The sequence below is a fragment of the Nonomuraea solani genome (genome assembly GCF_900108335.1).
Lineage (GTDB): Bacteria > Actinomycetota > Actinomycetes > Streptosporangiales > Streptosporangiaceae > Nonomuraea > Nonomuraea solani.
Map to the genome: position 1 here is coordinate 17475 of NZ_FNVT01000048.1, position 19527 is coordinate 37001.

The window sequence follows — 19527 nt, forward strand, 5'->3', positions numbered from 1 at the left end:
CAGGCGGTGGACTGTCAGCTAGTGGACAGGGCGGCGATCCTAGAATCGAGGTCGATGTGCCAACAGGACGCGGGCAGGCTTCGACGGCCTTCAGAAGAGCCGGTTCGATGTCGGGCAGGTCGGTCAGGGCAGCGCTACCGGCGTTCGGCGTGAGCTGGAGGTGGGAACCTCAGATAACAGACGCCGCGTGACGGCGTACACCATTGCCAAGATCACGAACGTGATCCCTGGTGACCCAGACCAGCCATTCGTCGCCCCAGAACCCCCCTTCCACCGGCCGAAGGGCTCTGCGCTCGAAGTACGCGAGTTCTTGGGCCCCACACCCGCCCCCAAGCCAACCGAATGGCTCTCACTGGAACCGGCCGACAACCCCATACCCGGTGCCGGAAGCGATCCGACCGTGCCAAAGTGATTCGCATGATCCCCGCACACGTCCCCGACGAGCCGCCGCTCACCTACGCCGACAGCTTCGACGTGCCGGTCCTTTTCCGTAACGGGCCTGCGAGGAAGCCCAGGAGGCAGTGGCGGACGGCCATGCTCAAGCCGTGGGCGGAGTCGGGCGGGTTCCCGGCGGCCGACGGCTGGTACGTCTCGACCACCACCTGGCGGGAGATCATCAAGGCCGCCATTGAGGTCGGCCGCGACGTCACCCCGCACTTGCGGAATCAGCCGCGGTATGCGCACGGGGAGCTCGTCGCCCGGGTTGCGCCGCTGTACGCCTATCTCGGCATGCACCCCTTCATGTCTCCGTTCCTCGTACCAGGCAACAAGGGCCGGCGCCTGACCCTGAACCCGGTGTACGCGTACGGCACCGAGCGCAGCGCGAAGAACGCAGCCGGCTACCGGCTGGGTATGACGATGGCAGAGTGGGCCTGCCGCTCACTGCTGGGCCTCGGTCAGACCGAGCACCTCGAACTGGGTGGCCCGATCTCCGCCTTGCGCAACACGTTCAAGGATCCGAAAGAGAAGCTGCCCGACCTCTGGGGGCAGCACCAGGCAGAGGGCCTGTACTGGCTGATCGAGGCCAAGGGGGGCGACGTGGGTCTCGGCACGCTGCGCAAGGGGTGGGAGCAACTGGCCGCCAGCAGCAAGATTCTCGGCTCGTACGCCCACCGCACCGTCCTGGTCGGAGCGTGTGTGCGGCCCGGTGATGACCTCTTCCTCACCATCGACCACGGCCTGCACTTCGGACAGCCGCCGCTCACCGCAGCCGGATTCGACATCGACGACGAGTCAGCGGCCGGCCCGGGCAATCTCGAAGATCGTCTCGGCGACAGCGACGACGCGCTCATCGGTGCGGCCCGCGCCCAGATGCTCGCCTACCTGGCGCTGCGCTGCGCTCCGCTCCTGCCTCGCAGCTTCGCACCGTGCTCGTTTCCGCCGACCGCGCGTCCCGTCGTCGGCGCTCCGGGCTGACCACGCCCCTGGAAGGCGACGACTTCACCCGCGCCATGCGGGCCGAAGCCCGCGGAGTAGCGCCCTACACCGAGCGGCGCACGCTGCGCGCCGGGGTCCGTTCCTGGGGCCTTGATGACTTCCTCACCTGCCGCATCCCCGGAACCGAGGTTCATCTCGGCATGTCCCGGAAGCTCTACGCCGCCTGCGAGCGCCTCCACGAGGAAGACCTGGCCATCGCTCAGCGCACCTCGGGGCTGCGCGCCGAGGATCCGCCGGCCGATGACCAGGAACTCAGCGACGACGCTCAGGAAGAACAGCGACTCATCCAGCTGCGGATCTTCCGTGAGCAGCAGGAGGAAGCCCGCCCCCGGCTGCGCGATGCCTTCGAGCGGGGAGCGACAAGCGACTGGAGTGAGCTGCTGCGCCGTCCGCAGGAGCCAGAACTCGACCTGGAAGGCGAAGAGGGGCTCCTCGAAGCGGCGACGCCGGAGACGTACCTGGCCGTCAGCCGCTACGGTCTGCCTCCAGCACGTGCCTAGCTATCAGGGGCCCATTCGATCAGGTGACCTCAGGTATCCGGGGTACGGGGAAAGCTCATCCGACGTGGATGGCATGGCTACGCGTGCTACAGGCCTTGATGAGCGGCTGAGGAACTCATGCGTGTGAAGGCGTCCGGCGTGACGATGGGGATGCCATAGACGCGAGCCTTACGTGCCTTGCCCGACATCGAGTCAGGGTCCGCGGCGACCAGCAACCGGACGCGTTTGGTGATACCGGTGTGGGGGACATAGCCAAGCTGGCGCGCCTGCTCCTCCCACACTTCTCGCCCGCCCGCCATTTCTCCGGTGAAGACGACGAGATCACCAGGCTGGAGACGGAAGCCGCCGGCGGCGGAGAGATGGTGGGGTACGTGGCTCGATGCCAGCGCGGCTTCGACCGCTGCCGATGGGAGATCGAGCAGGGCGGCGACGAGGTCGAACTCGTGGCGTTCGGTGGGTGTGACGATGCCATCGGCCTTGGCGGCTTGGGCCAGCGCGTTCAGGTATTCGTGGTGCAGGCGGATGGCTTCTGTACGGCTGAGATCCAGCTGGGCGGCCAAGGCGATCAATGCGTCGGCTTCGGTGGCCGAGATGTGGTGGTCGAGCAGAACTTGGTCGAGCAGCGCGAAGTAGGGGTCGGCGCGGACGGTGTCGGAGGCGCGCGGTAGCCGGTCCAGGATCCGGGCGAGGAAATGGGTGTCGCGTTCGGCGGACACGCCTCGCCGGACGGGGGTGGAGCCGGTGAGTGGAATGGCTGGCCAGGGGAGTGTGGTGGCGTTGCGAAGGAGGTGGGCCCATGGTGAGTCGGGGTGGGCGAGGCTGAGGTAGTGGCGTAACAGCGCGGCAGTGGCTCGGGCGTCGATGAGCGCGTCGTGGTGGCCGTCGAGCGAGATGTCGGCGACGGCGCAACAGCCGGTGAGGGTGCGGGGGGCGGCGGGCAGGAAGCGGGGGGCCTCGGTCATCGTGCAGATGCCGATAGCGTCGAGGTAGGGGATCGGGGCCCCGGTCCGGCCGAATTCGTACTGTAGGAACCCGAGGTCGAAGCGGAGGTTATGGGCTACGGGGACGCGGCCCTGCAGCAGGCCGGTGAGTGTGCCCGCGATGTCCTTGAAGGCGGGCGCGTGTCGGACGTCGGCGGCGGTGATGCCGTGGATGTGTTGTGGTCCCAGGTCGCGTTCAGGGTTGACCAGGGTGCTCCATTCGGAGGTGACGTGTCCGATCCCCTCTCTGTCAGACTGCTGTGATACATGGGACAGATGAGTCCTTTTGATGTGAAGCAGGGCGAGACAGGACGATCGAGACAGTGACGATGACCCTCGCCGACCAGAGCGCCATAACGGGGCAGGATGGTCGAGTGACCGATGAGCAGCCGCCTCTGCGCACGAAGTGGTTCGGACTCTTGAGCCCCGCAAGGTCGAAGACATTCAGGTGCGACCTAAGAATCAGATGTGACAGAAACAAAGCCACTGCGCCCTCTCTCCCTTATGTCCGCTTTTCGCACCTATGACGCCATTTCCGGCACATTGTTAGCAATGGTGACACTGGCCGGCTCCTGTTTTACGGTTGGCTGCTGCGGCAGGTGCAGTGACAATTGGGTCGCTTTAGGCGCAGGGTGAGAAAATCTCATTCGAGATGTGGCGCTCCGCTGTCAGGCGAGCGTAATGTGCAACATTATGTGACTCGTTGTGCCAAGCGAGTCGCGTGTGTTCCCGTTCGCTGCCGCTGGTCGTGGCGTAGCCACAGCAGCCTGCAACTGTGGACATTGAAATGCTCAGATGGCTGGTCTCTTTAGGCTCTAAGGCAACGACTGCGAACCTCCGGGCATCAAACGATGCAGGTAACTAACAAGTGGGGCAACCCGTATGGCGAAAGCGGCTGGAGAAGCAGGTGCGGTGCTTCCCGCGGCGGCACGTCGACTCATCGATCTTGTCGCCGAGCGTGCCGACGGCGTCACGTCAGAAGAGCTGACAGCGATTGCGCAGAAACGGTTTCCTGGGCTGCATCCGCGACGCGTGGCCGATTTTGTCTCGCGCGCCGTCGCAGCCGGAGCTCTAGTCATGTCTGCTGATCGGTTGACGGTGTCCGGCGGAGGAGACGAGAGCCCCGAGGTGACTTTGGAGGCCGGGACGGCGTCTAGCCGACCTGTGCGAGCAGTAGCCCTTGATGTGGAGGCGGTCGTCCGGACGATGGCTACCGAGCCGTTCCTTGACAAGCGAATCTTCCAGATTGGAGCGGTCCGTTTCGGGACGGACGCCGCGTGGATCGCTGCTGAGCCTCGGCGTGACTGGTTCGTCGAATTGCCCGACGAGACATGGGAGATCCGTTCAGCGGAGCTTCGGGAGCGGCACACGGTTTCGGCCGTTGAGCAAGCGAAGGCACTCTTGGAACTACACGCGTGTACTGCGGACGCCGATGTGATCGTCACCTACAACGGTACCGAATCCGACTTCCCGCTGCTGGCGGCAGCCTATGAGAAGGAGGGCCTGCCCATGCTGGCGCCGGCCCTGGTCGACGCGTACTACCTGGCCCTGGCCTTTTGGCCGACAGATGCCAGCCACCGCCTGGCCAACCTCGCTGATACGCTTGGCCTGGACCGTTCCGATCTGCGCTGGCACGACGCGGGAGACGACGCCGCGTTGCTGACGCGATTGCTGACGCGGGCGAGCGAGCACATGGCCGCGTGGCCACTGGACCTCGTCAACATGATCGCGTCGGTGTGCGCCGATTCAATGGCGTGGACGCTCGTGCGACACCTCGCCGCGGCAACGTCTGGCGCTGCTCCCGGGCACCTGCTCGGCGAGGTACGGGCATACGGCGTTGCTGAAGTAGCGTCGGTGCTCGGCTCGTTGCTTGACTCTCACCGGCCGCGCAGGTCGCCAGCGGGCACACCCGCGACAAGCCACGGCCTGCTCTCGATCGATGTATCGCTGCTCGGTCCTGACGGGCGCGTCGACCCGGTGCTGCTGGCATCCGTCATCCATGGCGCGGACGCCAAGCGGCGGCCTGCGCAGGAACAGATGACGACGGCGCTACACGGCTGGGCCAAGGAGGGAGTGTCCGCGCTGGTGGAGGCTCCGACCGGTACGGGCAAAAGCTTCGCCGTCCTAGCTGCAGCGCTGGATTGGCTGGCCGGCGGGCCGCAGCGGACGGCGATCGTCACGACGTTCACCAAGCAACTTCAGGCGCAACTGGCTGGGGACGTGGCACGGTTGGACAGGGTTGTGCCCGGCTTACTTGAGATCAGCGATGTGGTCAAAGGCCAGAGCAACCGGCTGTCGCTGCGTGCACTCAACGTGGTGCTGTCGGACGCGACGACGTTCGACGCCACCTCCCGTGCCCGGTCCACAGCACGCAACCGGTTCTTGAGTCGAGCGGCGTTCCGGGAGCTAGTCGTCTATCTGACTTTGAGGTTGCGGGCGTCCACGGACGTTCTAAGCTCGTGGTCGGCGCGCTCGGTCGACATAGTCGACGTCCCCGCGTTCTTCACCCAGTACGCTGGGCCTGCGCTGCCGGTGTGGCTCGAATCGCTGAGCCAGGCAAGTAACGGGGAGTACCCGTCTCAGGCAGGTACGCGCGTGGCCGCGCACACCGATGTGGTGCGCGAAGCGCTTACGTCGCACAGGCTCTTGCTGGCGAATCACGCGCTGCTGCTCGCCCATCTGGACGATCTCAGCACTCTTGGCCCTGAAACGCTGCTCATCGTCGACGAGGCGCATCAGCTCGAAGACGCAGCGACGTCGGCGCTGACGACGGCGGTGGATTACCGAATGGTTGAGGACCTGTACAGCGAGCTGGCCGCCTGGACCGACACCGCTCGCAGGAGTGCCGAACGCAACGCGGCGCGAGAGGCCGTCAGCAATCTTGGACTGCTGCTCGACCATGAGCAGTTGCCCCGGGTAGCCGGTCAGGTGTTCGACGTACGAGGCGCGGGGGCCGGCATCGTGGTTGGATCGCGCACGGTCACGCTGGCCAGCGCGTATGCCGGCAGCGCGGGCGTGGGGCAGGTCCGCACGCTCACCGCATTGCTACTGCGGCTGGCCGGGCAGTGCGAGGCCCTATCAGGCGCCCTGTTCGCATACTTGAACACGCACGCCCACCAGTTGGATTTCTTTGAGACAGAGCGCATACGTGGTCTGCTGACGCGATGCCTGCAAGTCAAAGAGTTCAGCCGAACAATCGTTGCTCATGTTGACGGCATTCTGGGCCCAACACCGGCGGCCGATGCCACGGCCGACAGTGACGAGGAGAACGCGGATGACACCCTTGAGGACGAGCTCGGTGAAGATGTCGGTGACGGAGAGGAGCCCGATCCAGCCGACCCCGACGATCCGATTGACGCGGTGGACACATCGAGCCTGCGACTTGCGTCCCTGCCGCCTGGTACGTCGAACCAGGTGGTCTACGCCGAGGAGCTCGAGGCATTGCGCGCCGGTTTGCGCTCCTACCGCTTCCGTGTGGCGAGCAGCCCCATCGAGCTGGCCTCTGACGATCTCTGGCGGCGCTTCCTCGCTACGTTCGCGCGCACGTACTACGTGTCGGCGACGCTACGCGTAGCGGGGCAGTGGCATTTCATCCGTGATCGCCTCGGGCTGCCTGCGGACATCGCGACCTTGCATCTGCCGACGCCGTTCGACTACGCCCGGCAATGCGAGCTCGTATGCTTCTCCGACTTCCCATCCTGGGCAGAGCAGACAGAAGGCGCGATGCGGACCGTCGCGCACCAGCTCGCCGGCTATACCCAGGAGATGGTGAGGCCAGTCGACGTGCCTGGCGAAGCCCCACCCGGCAGTCGGGGCGGCTACGACGGCGGTGCACTGGTGCTCACTACCGCCCGCTCGACCGCCGGTGGTATCGCCGAGCACCTGGCCACCGAAGTGCGTACTCGCGGTGAAAAGACTCCTGTGCTATCCGCACTCGTGCTCGGCAACCCCCGTGGAGTGCAACAGTTCACCGACGTCACGAACGGCGGCGGCGTCCTTGTCGGAACCAAAGGCCTGTGGCAGGGCGTCGACGTCTCCGACGAGCAGCGGATGCGGCTGGTATGGATCAACAAGCTGCCATTCGCACCGTTCGCGGCGCCGGTCATCGAAGCCCGCCGCGCCGCGATCGCGATGAGGGCGGAAGCGGCGCACGCCGACGATCCAGAGGCGGTCGCGACAGAGCACTACTACCTGCCGCTCGCGGCGCTGCAACTTAGGCAGGCAGTCGGCCGGCTCATCCGGTCTGAGCGGCACCGTGGTGTGATCATCGTCAGTGATCGCAAACTCGCGGGGCAGACCGCCCTACGACGCGCATATCGGCAGACGTTCCTTGGCTCGCTCGAGGAAGGGCTGCTGCGCGACGATCCGGCCACCGGTGAGCGCGGTGGCGGCAACGTGGTGCCGATGGCCGAGGGATGGGCTCGTATCTGGAGCTTCTTCGCCCGGCACGGCCTGCTTGATGCGGAACGCGCCGCGCTGCTGTCCACGCGAGAAGCACTCGAGGCACACACGATGCTCCCGCAAACCCGAAGAATCCGCAGGCTGGCCCTGACCGCTGCCCAGGTCGCCCGATACCGCTCCGACGGCACCTTGGGCGATGAGGTGCTCGCCCGCGCCGCTGTCATCGGAGGCTTGCTGCATCTGTCCGAAACGCCGGCTTCACTCAAGCCGTCGCAGCAGGCGGTCATCCGCGCGGTCGCCGAAGGGGCGAACGTCCTCGGGCTGCTTCCGACCGGTTTCGGTAAGAGCTTCTGTTTCCAACTGCCGGCGCTGGTGCTTCCCGGCGTGACTCTCGTCATCTCGCCGCTGGTCGCGCTCATGCACGATCAGGCACTCGAACTCAACCGCAGCATCGGAGGCGCGGTGCGCGCGCTCATCGCGCCGCTGCGCGAGTCCAGCAGCCGCGCGGGTAAGACCGAGGTCGCCGAGCAACTTCTTGGCCATGCTGATCACGGTATCCGCATGGTGTATGTCTCCCCTGAACGACTGTGCCAACGCCGCTTCCGGAACATCGTCCGCACCGCGGTCGAAGCCGGCACCATCGCCCGCATCGCACTCGACGAAGCGCACACCTTCGTGCAGTGGGACGACTTCCGGCCGTCCATGAGCCGGGTGGAGCAGTTCCTGGCCGAACTTCGGCGCGAGCATGGCCTGCGCGTGACCGCGCTGACCGCGACAGCCAACCGCACCGTGCACGCCGGGCTGCGTGAAGGCGTCTTCGGGCTGCCCAGCGAGGCTCCGGGTGGCCCAGGCGGCGAAGCCGCCGAAGCCGCCGAGGGAACGCTGCTGACCGTACGAGAGAACCCCATTCGACCCGAACTGGCGATCTTCCGGCGCACGATCAAGGCAGCTGGCCCAACCATCAGCGCAGGTCTCGCAGAGGAAATCCTTGACGCCGTGGACGGTCACGCGATCTTCTACTGCCTGACCGTGAAAGAGGTCGTAGCGCTTCACGCGCATCTTCGCGACTATCTCGGTGAGAGCGGCGTCCGGATTCGAAGATTCCACGGCCGGCTGACCGAGGCGGAGAAGTCGGCGGTCATGACGGAGTTCCGCGAAGCCCCGCGCAAGGGCGAAGACGGGTTCGCTCCACTGGTGATCGTCGCCACGTCGGCGTTCGGGCTGGGTGTCAACCGTCCCGACGTGCGGACAGTGTTCTGCGTCAGCGCACCGACCGATTTGGCCGCTCTATATCAGCAGATTGGTCGGATAGGTCGGGACGCGGCCGGAAAAACCATCGTCGGCGCTGACATGCCTGACGCAGCTGAAAACAGCGGGCCTCCGGCCGGTGCTCCTGACAGCGTCGAAGACAAGCCACACAACAGAGGTGCGGTGCTGCCCACGAACGTCGGGTTGACGCTGCTGACTGGGCGCGGCCTTCGCACCATTGCCTTCATGACCGGCAGCGACTTGCCTGCGGCGCTGCTTGAGCGGATGGGCCGGTCAGTGCTGCTGCGTCGGACGGTGCTGGACCCGGCCGAGGTAGCCGACGAGCTCATCGGTGAGGATCTGGCTACCGGGAGGCTGACCCCGGACGAAGCGCGCAAGCCACGCACCGTGGACAGCTATACCGCCGGAGTGGTGCGCGCTTTCACCGCGCTCGCCGGTCTCGGAGCCGTCACTGACCTTGGCGACTTCCCGCCGTACTGCGCCGTCAAGGCAGGTGAGCTCCTTGGCGTGGCGGCGCGTCCAGCGGCTGCCAGCCTTAACAGCGGTGGCCCTGACCTGGACGTGGAACGCCAGGTCGTTACGGCGCTGCTCGCCCTGCCGGTCCGCGCCAGCACGGTGGGCGCGCTGCGGCGCAATCACCTCGATGTCGTGCGGCTGGAGGCGTACCTGGCCGGTCAGGTGCCTGAGTACCGTAACGTCGCCGACGACGCGGCTGGGACGTGGCAGTTGCTGGCCGACCTGCATGACCGTGGACTTCTTGACGTGTCGGCTGCCCCGAGCCGACGTCTGGTCACCGGTCTCGCCGTGCACACGAGCAAACTGCCGGCGGCATTCTTGGATGCCTTGTCCGGCAAGATTGCCCGCGCTGCTGAAGAGATCCGGCTGCTACGTGACTTCTTCACCGACTCGACCACCTGCGCCAATCGCAAGCTCGCCGACTACTTCGGTGTCGCCGACCTGCCCCCTGGCTGCTGTTCCACAGCTGCGAACCGGTGTTCAGCGTGTTGGGACACGCCGACATGGCCGTCGGGAGAGAGCAAACCAGCCGTTGCGGTCGCGCTCGAAACGCCGCGGCCACGCCCGGCGGGTGCACGCGTCGACGCCGCGCATCGGCGCAAGCGGCTGGACGAACAAGTTTTTCGGCTTGTATGGGAAGTGTTCCACGGAGTGCACGCCCGCGACGTGCTCCGGGCACTACGTGGCGAGGACACCTACTATTCGACGCACACGCGGCGCCGCGTGCGGTTGAGGACAGGCCTCATCAACAGCCGATATTTCGGAGCGAACCCGGGTGTGCGGCTGGCCGATGTGGAGAGTTCCCTAGCCCGGCTATCTGCAGAAGGACGTGTTGTGCCCGTCGGCGCTCGGTGGCGCGAAGCTGGTCACGTACGCCGTGAGAGCCGTCATCGTGCCCGACCGGCCACCGCAGCAACGGCAGGCTCAGCCACGGCGGGAACCGGAGGTGCGTTATGACAGATCTAAGCGACCGTCACGTCGAAGCTCCCATGATTTCTCCTCGAACAACCATGACGGAACCGCTATGGCGCCCGTTCGAGGAAGACCCGCTCCTCACACCGACAATGGCGCTGGGATGGGACGCCACAACGTCCTATGACCGTGACCGGTTGGCCCGATACCTAGGCGCGCTTGTCTCCGCCCGCCGCGCGCCGGTACATGTCAACGTGGCGTTCAACGCGGTGTATTTCGGCTATGACGTTAGCACCGGTGGGTACGTCGGCGGCCCGTTGGACCTGTTTGCCTTCCCGCAGGTGCGCTTGGGAGAGTCCACTGAAGCGCTGCCTGTCGGCGCAATGGTCAACATCGATGCCGGAGATCAGCCGCTATTCGCCGAGATCGTCTACAAAGAGCGTGCGCATCCGGCGCTGGAAGCCGACGGCGCGATGCCGGACTGGCTCAGCGGCGCGCCATCGGGCATGACCGGACCCGGAACCAGGCATGCGCTAGCTGACAGGCCAGTGGTACGTGAACGTCTGATCATCGATCCTGACGCGTTTGGGCAAGGGCTCTCCGTCACGCCGTCTCGTCTGGAGAGGCTGCGTCAGCGTGGCCGATGGCTGGATACGGACGGGCACCTGCTGCTGGACGCTCACTATGCGACCCCGCGCGACGCGGAGCTGGACGACATAGCGTTCTACGCACAGTACCTACTCACCCGAGGGCGTGATCTGCTGCGCAGCGCGGCGGCGCCATTGCCGCTGACGACCGTGCTGTCCGACGATGCCAGCGAGGAGCAGTTGGCCGCCGCGCTGGTCGGGATGCTTCGCACTGTCGCCGACGCGCTCGCGAGTCTTCCAGAGCTGCGCATATGGCACGGCTATGCCTTCACTCGCCGGTCATTGACGGCCCGGCTCCGTGATACCGGGCCGCTTGGTGGAGATGACCTGGGTACTCTCGCCGTGCAATTGGCACGAAACGCTGTGCCGTCGCGCCTAAACCGATGGGCTCCGAGCCGACGGGTCACCTACACTGCCGTGGGGCCGCGGCTACGTGGTGTGCGCGACGGTGGTACGCAGCTCAGCGGCGTCGATTATGCGCTCACGGTCTGCCATGCCAATGCTGTCATCAGCGATTACGCCCGTCGCGAGATGAACGAGAAAACAGGGCTCCTGCCAGGACAGGTTCATTTGCGCCTTGACGACCCTGGGCAAGGCGGCGGCGTATGGCGCGCCGAGCACCCCGACAGCAAGTATGTCCAGATCGATGTGACTGAGCCGCTAGGCCTTGGCTGGCTGTCGACCTTGCCACCAAAGTCAGAGCTTGCCCGACCGGAGCCGCAGCCCGATCCGATACTCGAGCTTGGGCCCGAGCTGATCATGGTACAGCCCGAGTCGGAAGACGCTGGTGGCCTTGGAGAACTCACCATCACCGACAGCCAAATCACATGGACGCAGGCGCTGCGGCTGATTCACCTGCTCGAGGGCCGTATGCCGCTGCCTGCGGCCATCTGCACCCAGATGCGCGATGCCGGACTGAGCGGCGTGCGGCTGCGGCTCATGCTCTCGCACGACGGATATGATCTCGACTCTGCCGAAGCCACTCAGACCGTTGAGACGGATCTGTTCGCGAACCCACAGATGACGCGCATCGAGTGGCCGCTGGAATTCTTCGCTGGCATCGTGCTTACGTGCACCTGGGGGCGCGGGGCCGGCACAGTCCGCGCGTCGACAGCCCTCCTTGAGAGGCCGGTCACCATCGATGAAATGACCATCGAACACCGCTATGACCCGCGTATCGTCACTCGTGACGCTGGCCCCGGGCAACCACGCCACACCGGTCGGCTGGCCGGCACCGAAGCGCTGACGCTGCCGCAGCGCGTGCTGCGCGCGGTTCGCCGGCTCGGGCTTCTCGACCCAGCCGGACGCGCAGTGCTTTGCCGTGCCCACCTACCGGCCGCCGTGTACGGCACCGCTGAGGATCACGCGATTGCCGAACTCGAAGGCGTTGTCGATGCATTGCTGGCAACCGGCGACCTACGCGGCGATGTCGGCAGCGTCAGCGCCAGTGGGCAGTTGTGCTGGCCTCTCACTCCCGGCGCGCCCACTGTGCCGCTCGTCATCTACGAACCCCGTCCGGTGCAAGGCCCTGCACGCCCCGTTGCATCGTCTCGGCGCGGTCAGCTCCAGTCGCGGTTCGTGCGGGCCCATCCTGTCGCCGGGCACCTGCGGCGGATTGGTGATCTCGGCTGGAAGAGCAGGGAAGAGGCCCGACAGGCGTACCGCGAAGATCGTGCACGGTTTCGCCTTGCCGGCCCCGCCGAACTTCCCGACGGCTACACCTACATCCGGCCGCATTCGCGCGGCACCTCGTGAGCAGCGGCACTGGCCAGCCCGACCCGTGCGACACGTGCAAAATCTTTATCCGGTCAATTCCACCGGCTTCGTTCCTGGGGAGGCTTCATGGCCCGTCACGTCCGTAGCAGTTGCCTACACGGTGAGACGTTCACGCCGTACCCTGTCTTGTCCGAACCGGCCTGGCCTCTTGGGCAGGATCACGAGCGTGATGCAGCGTTGAGCGAGTTGTCCGCAGCGCTCATGGCGTGTCCAGCACCGATGTCGTCAGCATTGTCTGAGCTGACACCGCAGGACGTCGGTAAGGCCTTGTCGGCGACACCCCAAGCACGGCGGCCGCTGGTCTTGCGACCACTCGGGCTCACGATCACACCCTCCAAGGTCGGTCCGCTTCTCTGCCGCGACGTGCTCATGCGGATGAAGCGTGCCGATGACCATCCCGCCCAGCATGCCGCAGCCGCCCTGACCGGAGCGGTGCTCAAAGACCTGCAGACGAACGTCGTGATGCAGGAAGGGTCCTCACCTCTTGTGCGAGACCCGGCCACGCACTGGTCGCCAGCGTTGGCCCGTGTCGCCCTGTGGGCCAGCGGATTCTCCTCCGTGCGCGACGCCCGCTTGTGGTTGTGGGCGAGTGGGCAGCCGTGGTTTCGGCCGAGCTCCGTCACCGATCAACATGTTGCCGCAGTCATCGCGGCCGCCAGCAAGGTCATCGAGATTTCTCCCACCTTCAACTTCTCCAACGACCGGAACGACGCTCCGGCTGACTCCATCAACGCTTACAAGCCGCCTGGGGACGCGAGAGCGGAGGAGTCGGACACCTCGTTGGATTTCTGGCCCGAGCCATCGGCGCCAGCTGACGACAGCGGTGAGGCGGGCATCGTGGCTTCCGCCACCGCCCAACAGTCCGGCGTCGTGGGCGACGAAGAGGGGCATGCCATGACGGCGAGCATCCAGGACGACCATATCGACGTGTTGAGGCAGGCCAGCGACAACCTGAGGCAGGCACTGCTGCAGGCCGTGCCTGTGGCGCAGCGAATACTCGACAGAGTCACGGCGGACCGGCCCCCGGCCGCCGATGACCTCAGCGTGATCACCACTGCGCGTACCTCATTCGACGACGCCGTGGCCAGGTTGCAGGCGGCCGGCACCACCCAAGCCCCCGAGACGGGGGAGGGGGTGCGGGCCGCGCTCAATGAGCTCATCACGGCCGCTGACGACGCGCCTGAGCGCGCCAAACTCGCGCGGCTACGAGATATCCACGCCCCCGCCGGCAATGCGATGCTCATGACTGCGCTGGCCGAGGCGCAACGGCGCGCCGACGTTCTGGCTGCCTCTTCGGCCTGGACGCCTGCCGAACGCAGCAGCGCCATCGCACTGGCCATGCTTCACGAACTTTCCGATCCCGGCACCGCCGCACCGCAGGTGGTGGCATTGCAGCAGCAATTCGTCCAGACCCATCCGGATCTGGCCCTGCTCGCCATCACTGCGGCTCAGCTGACTCGATCACCCGCCGCCAACACGCAGGCCGTGACCATGGAGAAGCCCAAAGCCCTGGCTGACGACGGAGCAGGCGCGAAAGCCGTTGAACGGGCCACGGGTGACGATGAGGCTTCCTCGGCGGTCGACAGCACCTCGGTGCCTACGTATCCGGAGTCGTCAGAGCTCCCCTACATTGAGCCGTCCACAGCCTCGTCCGATGTCCATCCGATGCCTGAGCCGAGTACCGCAGAAGCCGCCGACCAGAAACCCGCAACGGTAAGCGACGAAGTCATTGCACATGCTCACCTGGTCCAGAGCATCGCTGATCTCATTCGGACTCAGCGATTCGGGCTGGCCGCCGCCGTCGCACAGGCGGGTCAATGGACGACCAGCCGCCAGGCCATGCTGCGCATCGCGGCATTGTCCGACGCGGTTCGGAGCGAGACGGGCACGGTCAACGCCGCACTGCGAGGCGAGCTCACCACCCTGGACAGGGCGGCCGCCAGCGCCGACTCACCCAGCGCACTGATCATCGTGGCATCACTGGTGCGGGCCGCACTCGCGACTGGGGAGCCTACGACCGGCGCCGTACTCACCGAACTTGCCGCACGCGTCGAACCCAACCTCGCCGCCGTCGCCGAGCAGGTTGGAGGACGCGCGCTCAAAGGCCTCCTCATCGGCGCTCCGCCCCTCACCGCGCTCGCCGACGTCAGCGAAGTCGAACAGTCGGCGCGCGCCGCCAGTGATACAGCTCGCAAAATGCTCAGACCCCGCACGATACGGTTCAAACGTGCGACCGACGTCGCCAAGGCGTGGATGGCCTCTGACGGGCTGCTCGGCCGGCCACTCACCATAGCCGCCAACAACCAGCACTCCGCCGTACACGAGGTCACCAACGCCATCCAGCGGCTCGGCGACCCCGCACACATCGCCCGCGAGATCGACGCACTCGACCGCGAGCTGAGGGGAACCTCCGGTAAGCCGCTCCAAGGCGCCGGTCGGCAAAACCTCGTCAATCTTGCCCAGGAAGCCATGCAGACGCTGGTCGGCTGGGCTGAGGCAGTGCTGGCTCTGCAACGATCTGGTACCGCGCAGGAATGGATGACGGGAGATGTCGCCGACATGCGCGCCGCAGTGCTCGCAAGGCGCCAAGCGGTGCTGGCCGCCTTGGCGGCACAGGCGCAGCACACCGACCCATTGCTGGCGGCCGCGTCCCGAGCGGCTGCCTCGTCGCTGGAGGTGACGTTCTCTGTGCTCGCAGGTGAGGCTGCATTTCCCGCTGGCGAGCCCACGGCGACATTTGTTCTCACCGCTGAGCTGCTCAAAGTGCCCGGTGCGGTGGTGGACGCTACTCTCAGCCGCGTCACCGTTCCGGCAGGCACAACGGTCGAGCAGCTTCTGGCCGTCGTCCACCACACCTGGACCGACGCCGTCCTCATGCACGTCGCAGCCGAGAACTTCGACGCCGCGGACTTCCTCCTCACCGCCGCCACTTCGAACCTGCTGCCTGGCGCGTTCGAGCACAACATCAGTGACGACGCCGCAGTGGCGGCTGCGACTGCGCAGGCCGAGGTCCGTAAGCAATTGGAGGACCTGCACGAGCAGTTGTCGGCCGAGTTGCGCCGAGCACAGATCAACAACGAGGTCTCTGAGGAACAAGCCGGTGAGTTGACCGGCCTCCTCCAGGACGCCGACGTCAGCCTCACCCGAAACTACGGGGCTATCCGCGTCAAGCTCGCCGGGGTCGCCGAGCGGCTCCCGCTCTATCGTGCCGAGGCGGCCCGGCGCTTGTCGGATCGGCTGGTCGTGTTGCCGGACGTGGACGAAGACACCATCAAGCGCGTTCAGCGGCTCATAGCTGACGGTGAACTTTCCACCGCCGAGGAGCTCATCTACTTCCTCGAGATCGGCGAGCCCGTACCGCAGGTGTCTGAACAGCATGACCTGCAGCAATTCCTCCCCGCTGTGCCCGATGCGCTACGGGCCGGCCTGACGAAACAGATCATCGAGACCGCACGCAGCCGCAGCCGGGTACCCGGCTGCGAGGTGCTCGACTTCAGCCGCCTGAGCCCCGACCTGGCCGAACTGGCTGCAGCCGCGCTCGAAGACTGGCGGCAGCTCGCCACCACTCCTCCTGAGCGACGCGGAAGCATCACAGAACGCGAACTACTGCTGCCGGCACTGCGCATTGCGGGCATCGAAGGCAAACGCACACGCCGTCTCGACGAACTTCCCCGTGGACGTGATCGGCGCTTCATCGACGTCGTCGACGTGACGATCAACGGAAAGGCTCCCACTCCGGCGTTCGGCAGCAGGCTCGGCGGCCGTCTGCGCGTTCTGCTCGCATGGGGCCAGCCGAGCGCGCAACTGCTGCTCAGTCACGCCGATCAGGACAACTCGGGCGAAAGTCTGCTCATTGCCTACTTCGGCACGATGAACATGCAGACCCGCCGTGAACTCGCTCAGCACGTCGTTGCTGACGACCGCACTGCGCCGGTCGTGGTGCTCGACGACGCTGCGCTGGTCTACCTGGCAGCGCACGGCAACCGGCAGATTGACGCCACCATGAGTGTGCTGCTTCCCTTCAGCAACATCAATCCGTACGCACGGAAGAAACGCGGTCTGGTGGCCGAAGAGATGTTCTACGGTCGTGACGCCGAGCGAAAGAGCGTCATCGACTCCGATGGTACACAGCTTCTATACGGCGGACGCGGCCTGGGCAAATCTGCCCTGCTCCGCAATGCCGGCCAGAAATTCGAGTCGCAAGGGGCAGCCGGCGAGCGGGTTAGCCTCTATCTGAGCCTCGACACCGTTGGCATCCGACCTGGTTCAGCAGTCGGCCCAGACGCGATATGGGATGCACTGCTGCGAGACTTCACCGAACAAAAAATCATTTCACCACGCCGTCAGGCGAGCCGCAAAAACTCGCGTGAGCAAGGTCATGTTGACCGGCATAAGCAAGTGCGAGCAAGCCTGCTCACCTGGCTTGACGCCGACCCGCGGCGGCGGATGCTCATCCTTCTCGACGAAGCCGACCGTTTCTTCGAATCCGACGCACCGGAATTCTTTGAGACGAACCGGCTTAAAGACCTCGGCTTGGCCACCGACGGCCGCATCAAAGTGGTTTTCGCTGGTCTGCACTCGGTGCAACGCTACGCTAAAAGTGCTCGCAATGGCCCTTTCAGCCATCTAGCGCAGCGTCCAACGGTGATCGGACCTTTGCGGCCACAGTTCGCGACGAATCTGCTCGTGCGGCCGTTGCAGGCACTCGGATATGGCTTCGACTACGACGACCTGGTCAATCGGATCCTCGGGTATTGCTCATACCAGCCCTTCCTGCTGCAGATGTTCGGCTCGCGCCTCCTCGCGCAAATGCACACACGCCGCAGCGCAGGTATCGCTGAGGCCGAGCCGCCCTACATCGTCAAACGTGCCGACGTCGTCGCAGTGGAGAGCCACGTCGACCTCAGAGCCGACATCAGCACGGCATTCCACGACACGCTGCACCTGGACCCGCGCTACAACGTCATCGCCAACGTCCTCGCCCACCATGCACATGAGTTCGGCCTCGATGCACGGCTGTCCGACGTGCAGCTTCGGGAAGAATGCCTGGCCTGGTGGCACGTCGGGTTCGCCGCACTTGATGTCGAGGCATTTCGCGCATACCTCCAGGAGATGGTGGGCCTGGGCGTGCTCGCGCCGAACAACGACGGCCGCGGCTGGCACCTGCGCAGCCCCAATGTGCTACGCATGATCGGGTCCAACGAAGACGTCGTCACTCAACTTGTTGGCGCCGAGACTTTGTCAGTGCCTGACGAGTTCATCGCGCTGGAGACGCGCGCGGCTCTGCCCAACGGACGGCGCTCACCCCTGACCGCAGGGCAGGCAGACGATGTGCTCGGCGACCATGCCAACCAGGTCCGCATCGTACTCGGCTCTCCTGCGACCGGCATCGGCGATGTCGAGTCGGCCGTACGCCTCACGGCCGACGTCGGCGACCGCTTCACCGTGCCGTCGATCGCCAACCGGAGGCAGTTTGAGGAGGAACTCGTCAACGGCCGACCGGGTGAGAGGCGGGTCGTGCTCACGGACTTGGCCGCACTCGAGCCACGCCACGACGCCTGCAACGCCGCCCTCCAGGCGGCCCTTGAGCTGCGTCCGCAACAATCCGGAGTGACACGTTCAACTGTCCTCATCGCTGGGCCGCAGCAGATGCGCCTGTGGAGGATGGTGCTCGGCGACGATGGGCGCACGCCGGCGCTCGGGACGGTGGTGTTGCGACGCTATACACGGCAGACGCTACATGTCTGGGCGCTGGACAGCGAGAAGTTCACCGTGCTGGAGCGGCGTGAGCGCCTGCTACAAGTCACGGGCGGCTGGCCTTTGCTCGTCGAGAAGGCAGGGCAGCTCGTAGCGTCCGGTATGGAGGAGGGACAGGCGCTGCTCGCTCTCGCTGAGGAACTGCAGTCGCGGGCGGGAGCGGCGGCGTTGGTCGATGCCGTCGGTATAGCCGCCGACGAGCAACTCGTCACGGCGTTCAACACGGTGCTGGCGCTCGTCGATACCGACGGTGTCAGCATGGAGGATTTGGTCGCGGCCGTGACCTTGGCTGGCGATGTCGACGATCCGGACATTGCAGTGGCGGTCCTGCAAGCGCTGGGTACCTTCGACATCGGCGCCGACAGCATGTACCGGCCTGAGTCGTTGTTGGCCCGATCCTGGCGGCTTCTTGCGAGTTGAAGAAGGCAGTCGTGGCTGACGTCGATGGCCAGGAAGGCTCGCTCTACAGCGAGCCTTCACCCGGGCGCTGCCGCCCGCTGAGTGGGCTGACTGGAGCGCGGGGAGCGGCCCGGCGCGGGGCGTTGGAGCACATGCCGAGCACAGCGACCGGGGTCTATACGTAGTGCCAGCGGGCTCTGGGCACAAGATTCATGGTGTGGGCGACTTGCGATGATCAAATCAGGGTGTCTGCCGTGCTCGGTGCGTGCTCGCACGCCCCGTGACGTACCGTCAGAACCCGGCCCTGCCTGACACGCGATGTACGCGGAGGCGGCATAAACTAGCACCAAGTGGCACTGCGCGGCACTAAAAGATCTTGCTTCTAATCCGACGGTCGCAGGTTCGAATCCTGCAGGGCGCGCTTTGATCATGGTCTGAACTGCAGCTTTGCGGGATCGGACTCGTTCTAGAATTTTCCTCTAGCGGTTGCGTGCTCCGTGCGTGCTCGGTTGCACCAACCCTGCACATTCCATGATCCATTCGGCATCTCCGGCGGCTGCGGCAAGAGCGTCGGCCCCGCCTCGCCGCGAGCAGGCGGCGAATGCGGGGCCGGACGTTTAATCCGACTGTTCAGCTCCTCAGTGAGATGAGTGTGCCCGGTTCTGCCTGGTCTTGTGTGCCGAAGAGCAGAGCGGCGGTCTTCTCGGCCGCCGCGGTGGCGACCTGTGGGTAGACGGAGGTGTAGGTGTCGGCGGTGAACGCACTCGAGGTGTGGCCCAGTGTTTCCTGCACCACCTTCATCTCCACCCCGGCCGCCAGCATCAGCGACGCGGCGCCGTGGCGCAGGTCGTGGAGCCGGATCGGCGGCAGCCCGGCGAGGTAGGCCAGCCACAGGAATTGGTCGGAGACGTGCTGCGGGTGCAGGCGGTTGCC

At 65.7% G+C, this 19527-nt stretch carries 7 protein-coding genes; 5 read left to right on the forward strand and 2 right to left on the reverse strand.

The genetic code is table 11. The features are described from left to right. The first annotated feature begins 417 nt into the window (after positions 1-417). Together C4V41_RS63805 and C4V41_RS63810 are read left to right on the forward strand one after the other, a co-directional pair. Positions 418-1416, forward strand: a complete 999-nt coding sequence (locus C4V41_RS63805) for a hypothetical protein (protein WP_200825037.1) — start codon at positions 418-420, stop codon at positions 1414-1416. Beyond that, complete coding sequence (locus C4V41_RS63810) at positions 1368-1937, forward strand: hypothetical protein (protein ID WP_200825038.1); 570 nt, start codon at positions 1368-1370, stop codon at positions 1935-1937. Before C4V41_RS63805 ends, C4V41_RS63810 begins: the two co-directional genes overlap by 49 nt. An 86-nt stretch (positions 1938-2023) precedes the next feature. On the opposite strand, the gene C4V41_RS59430 is transcribed toward C4V41_RS63810, so the two are convergent. Beyond that, the gene (locus tag C4V41_RS59430) at positions 2024-3361 is read right to left on the reverse strand and encodes a 3'-5' exonuclease (protein ID WP_103964844.1); all 1338 of its coding nucleotides are present in this window, start codon (positions 3359-3361) and stop codon (positions 2024-2026) included. 468 nt (positions 3362-3829) lie between these two features. Here C4V41_RS59430 and C4V41_RS59435 point away from each other — a divergent pair, with 468 nt between their 5' ends. From C4V41_RS59435 to C4V41_RS59445, 3 genes are all read left to right on the forward strand, one after another. Further along, a complete protein-coding gene (locus C4V41_RS59435) occupies positions 3830-10060 on the forward strand; it encodes a DEAD/DEAH box helicase (protein WP_160150793.1) in 6231 nt (2076 codons plus the stop codon). Next, positions 10057-12417, forward strand: coding sequence for a hypothetical protein (locus C4V41_RS59440; RefSeq protein ID WP_146104270.1), 2361 nt, complete (start codon positions 10057-10059; stop codon positions 12415-12417). Before C4V41_RS59435 ends, C4V41_RS59440 begins: the two co-directional genes overlap by 4 nt. Positions 12418-12813: 396 nt before the next feature. Further along, positions 12814-18615, forward strand: a complete 5802-nt coding sequence (locus C4V41_RS59445) for an AAA family ATPase (RefSeq protein ID WP_160150794.1) — start codon at positions 12814-12816, stop codon at positions 18613-18615. 609 nt (positions 18616-19224) lie between these two features. Here C4V41_RS59445 and C4V41_RS59450 read toward each other — a convergent pair. Then, a partial coding sequence (locus C4V41_RS59450) for a tyrosine-type recombinase/integrase (protein ID WP_160150795.1) occupies positions 19225-19527 on the reverse strand: 303 nt, incomplete at its 5' end.

Excerpts from the sequence above, each read along its gene's own strand:
- C4V41_RS63805 (WP_200825037.1), top strand. The coding sequence starts at position 418 with ATGATCCCCGCACACGTCCCCGACGAGCCGCCGCTCACCTACGCCGAC.
- C4V41_RS59430 (WP_103964844.1), bottom strand. The coding sequence starts at position 3,361 with ATGTCTTCGACCTTGCGGGGCTCAAGAGTCCGAACCACTTCGTGCGCA.
- C4V41_RS59440 (WP_146104270.1), top strand. The coding sequence starts at position 10,057 with ATGACAGATCTAAGCGACCGTCACGTCGAAGCTCCCATGATTTCTCCT.
- C4V41_RS59445 (WP_160150794.1), top strand. The coding sequence starts at position 12,814 with ATGAAGCGTGCCGATGACCATCCCGCCCAGCATGCCGCAGCCGCCCTG.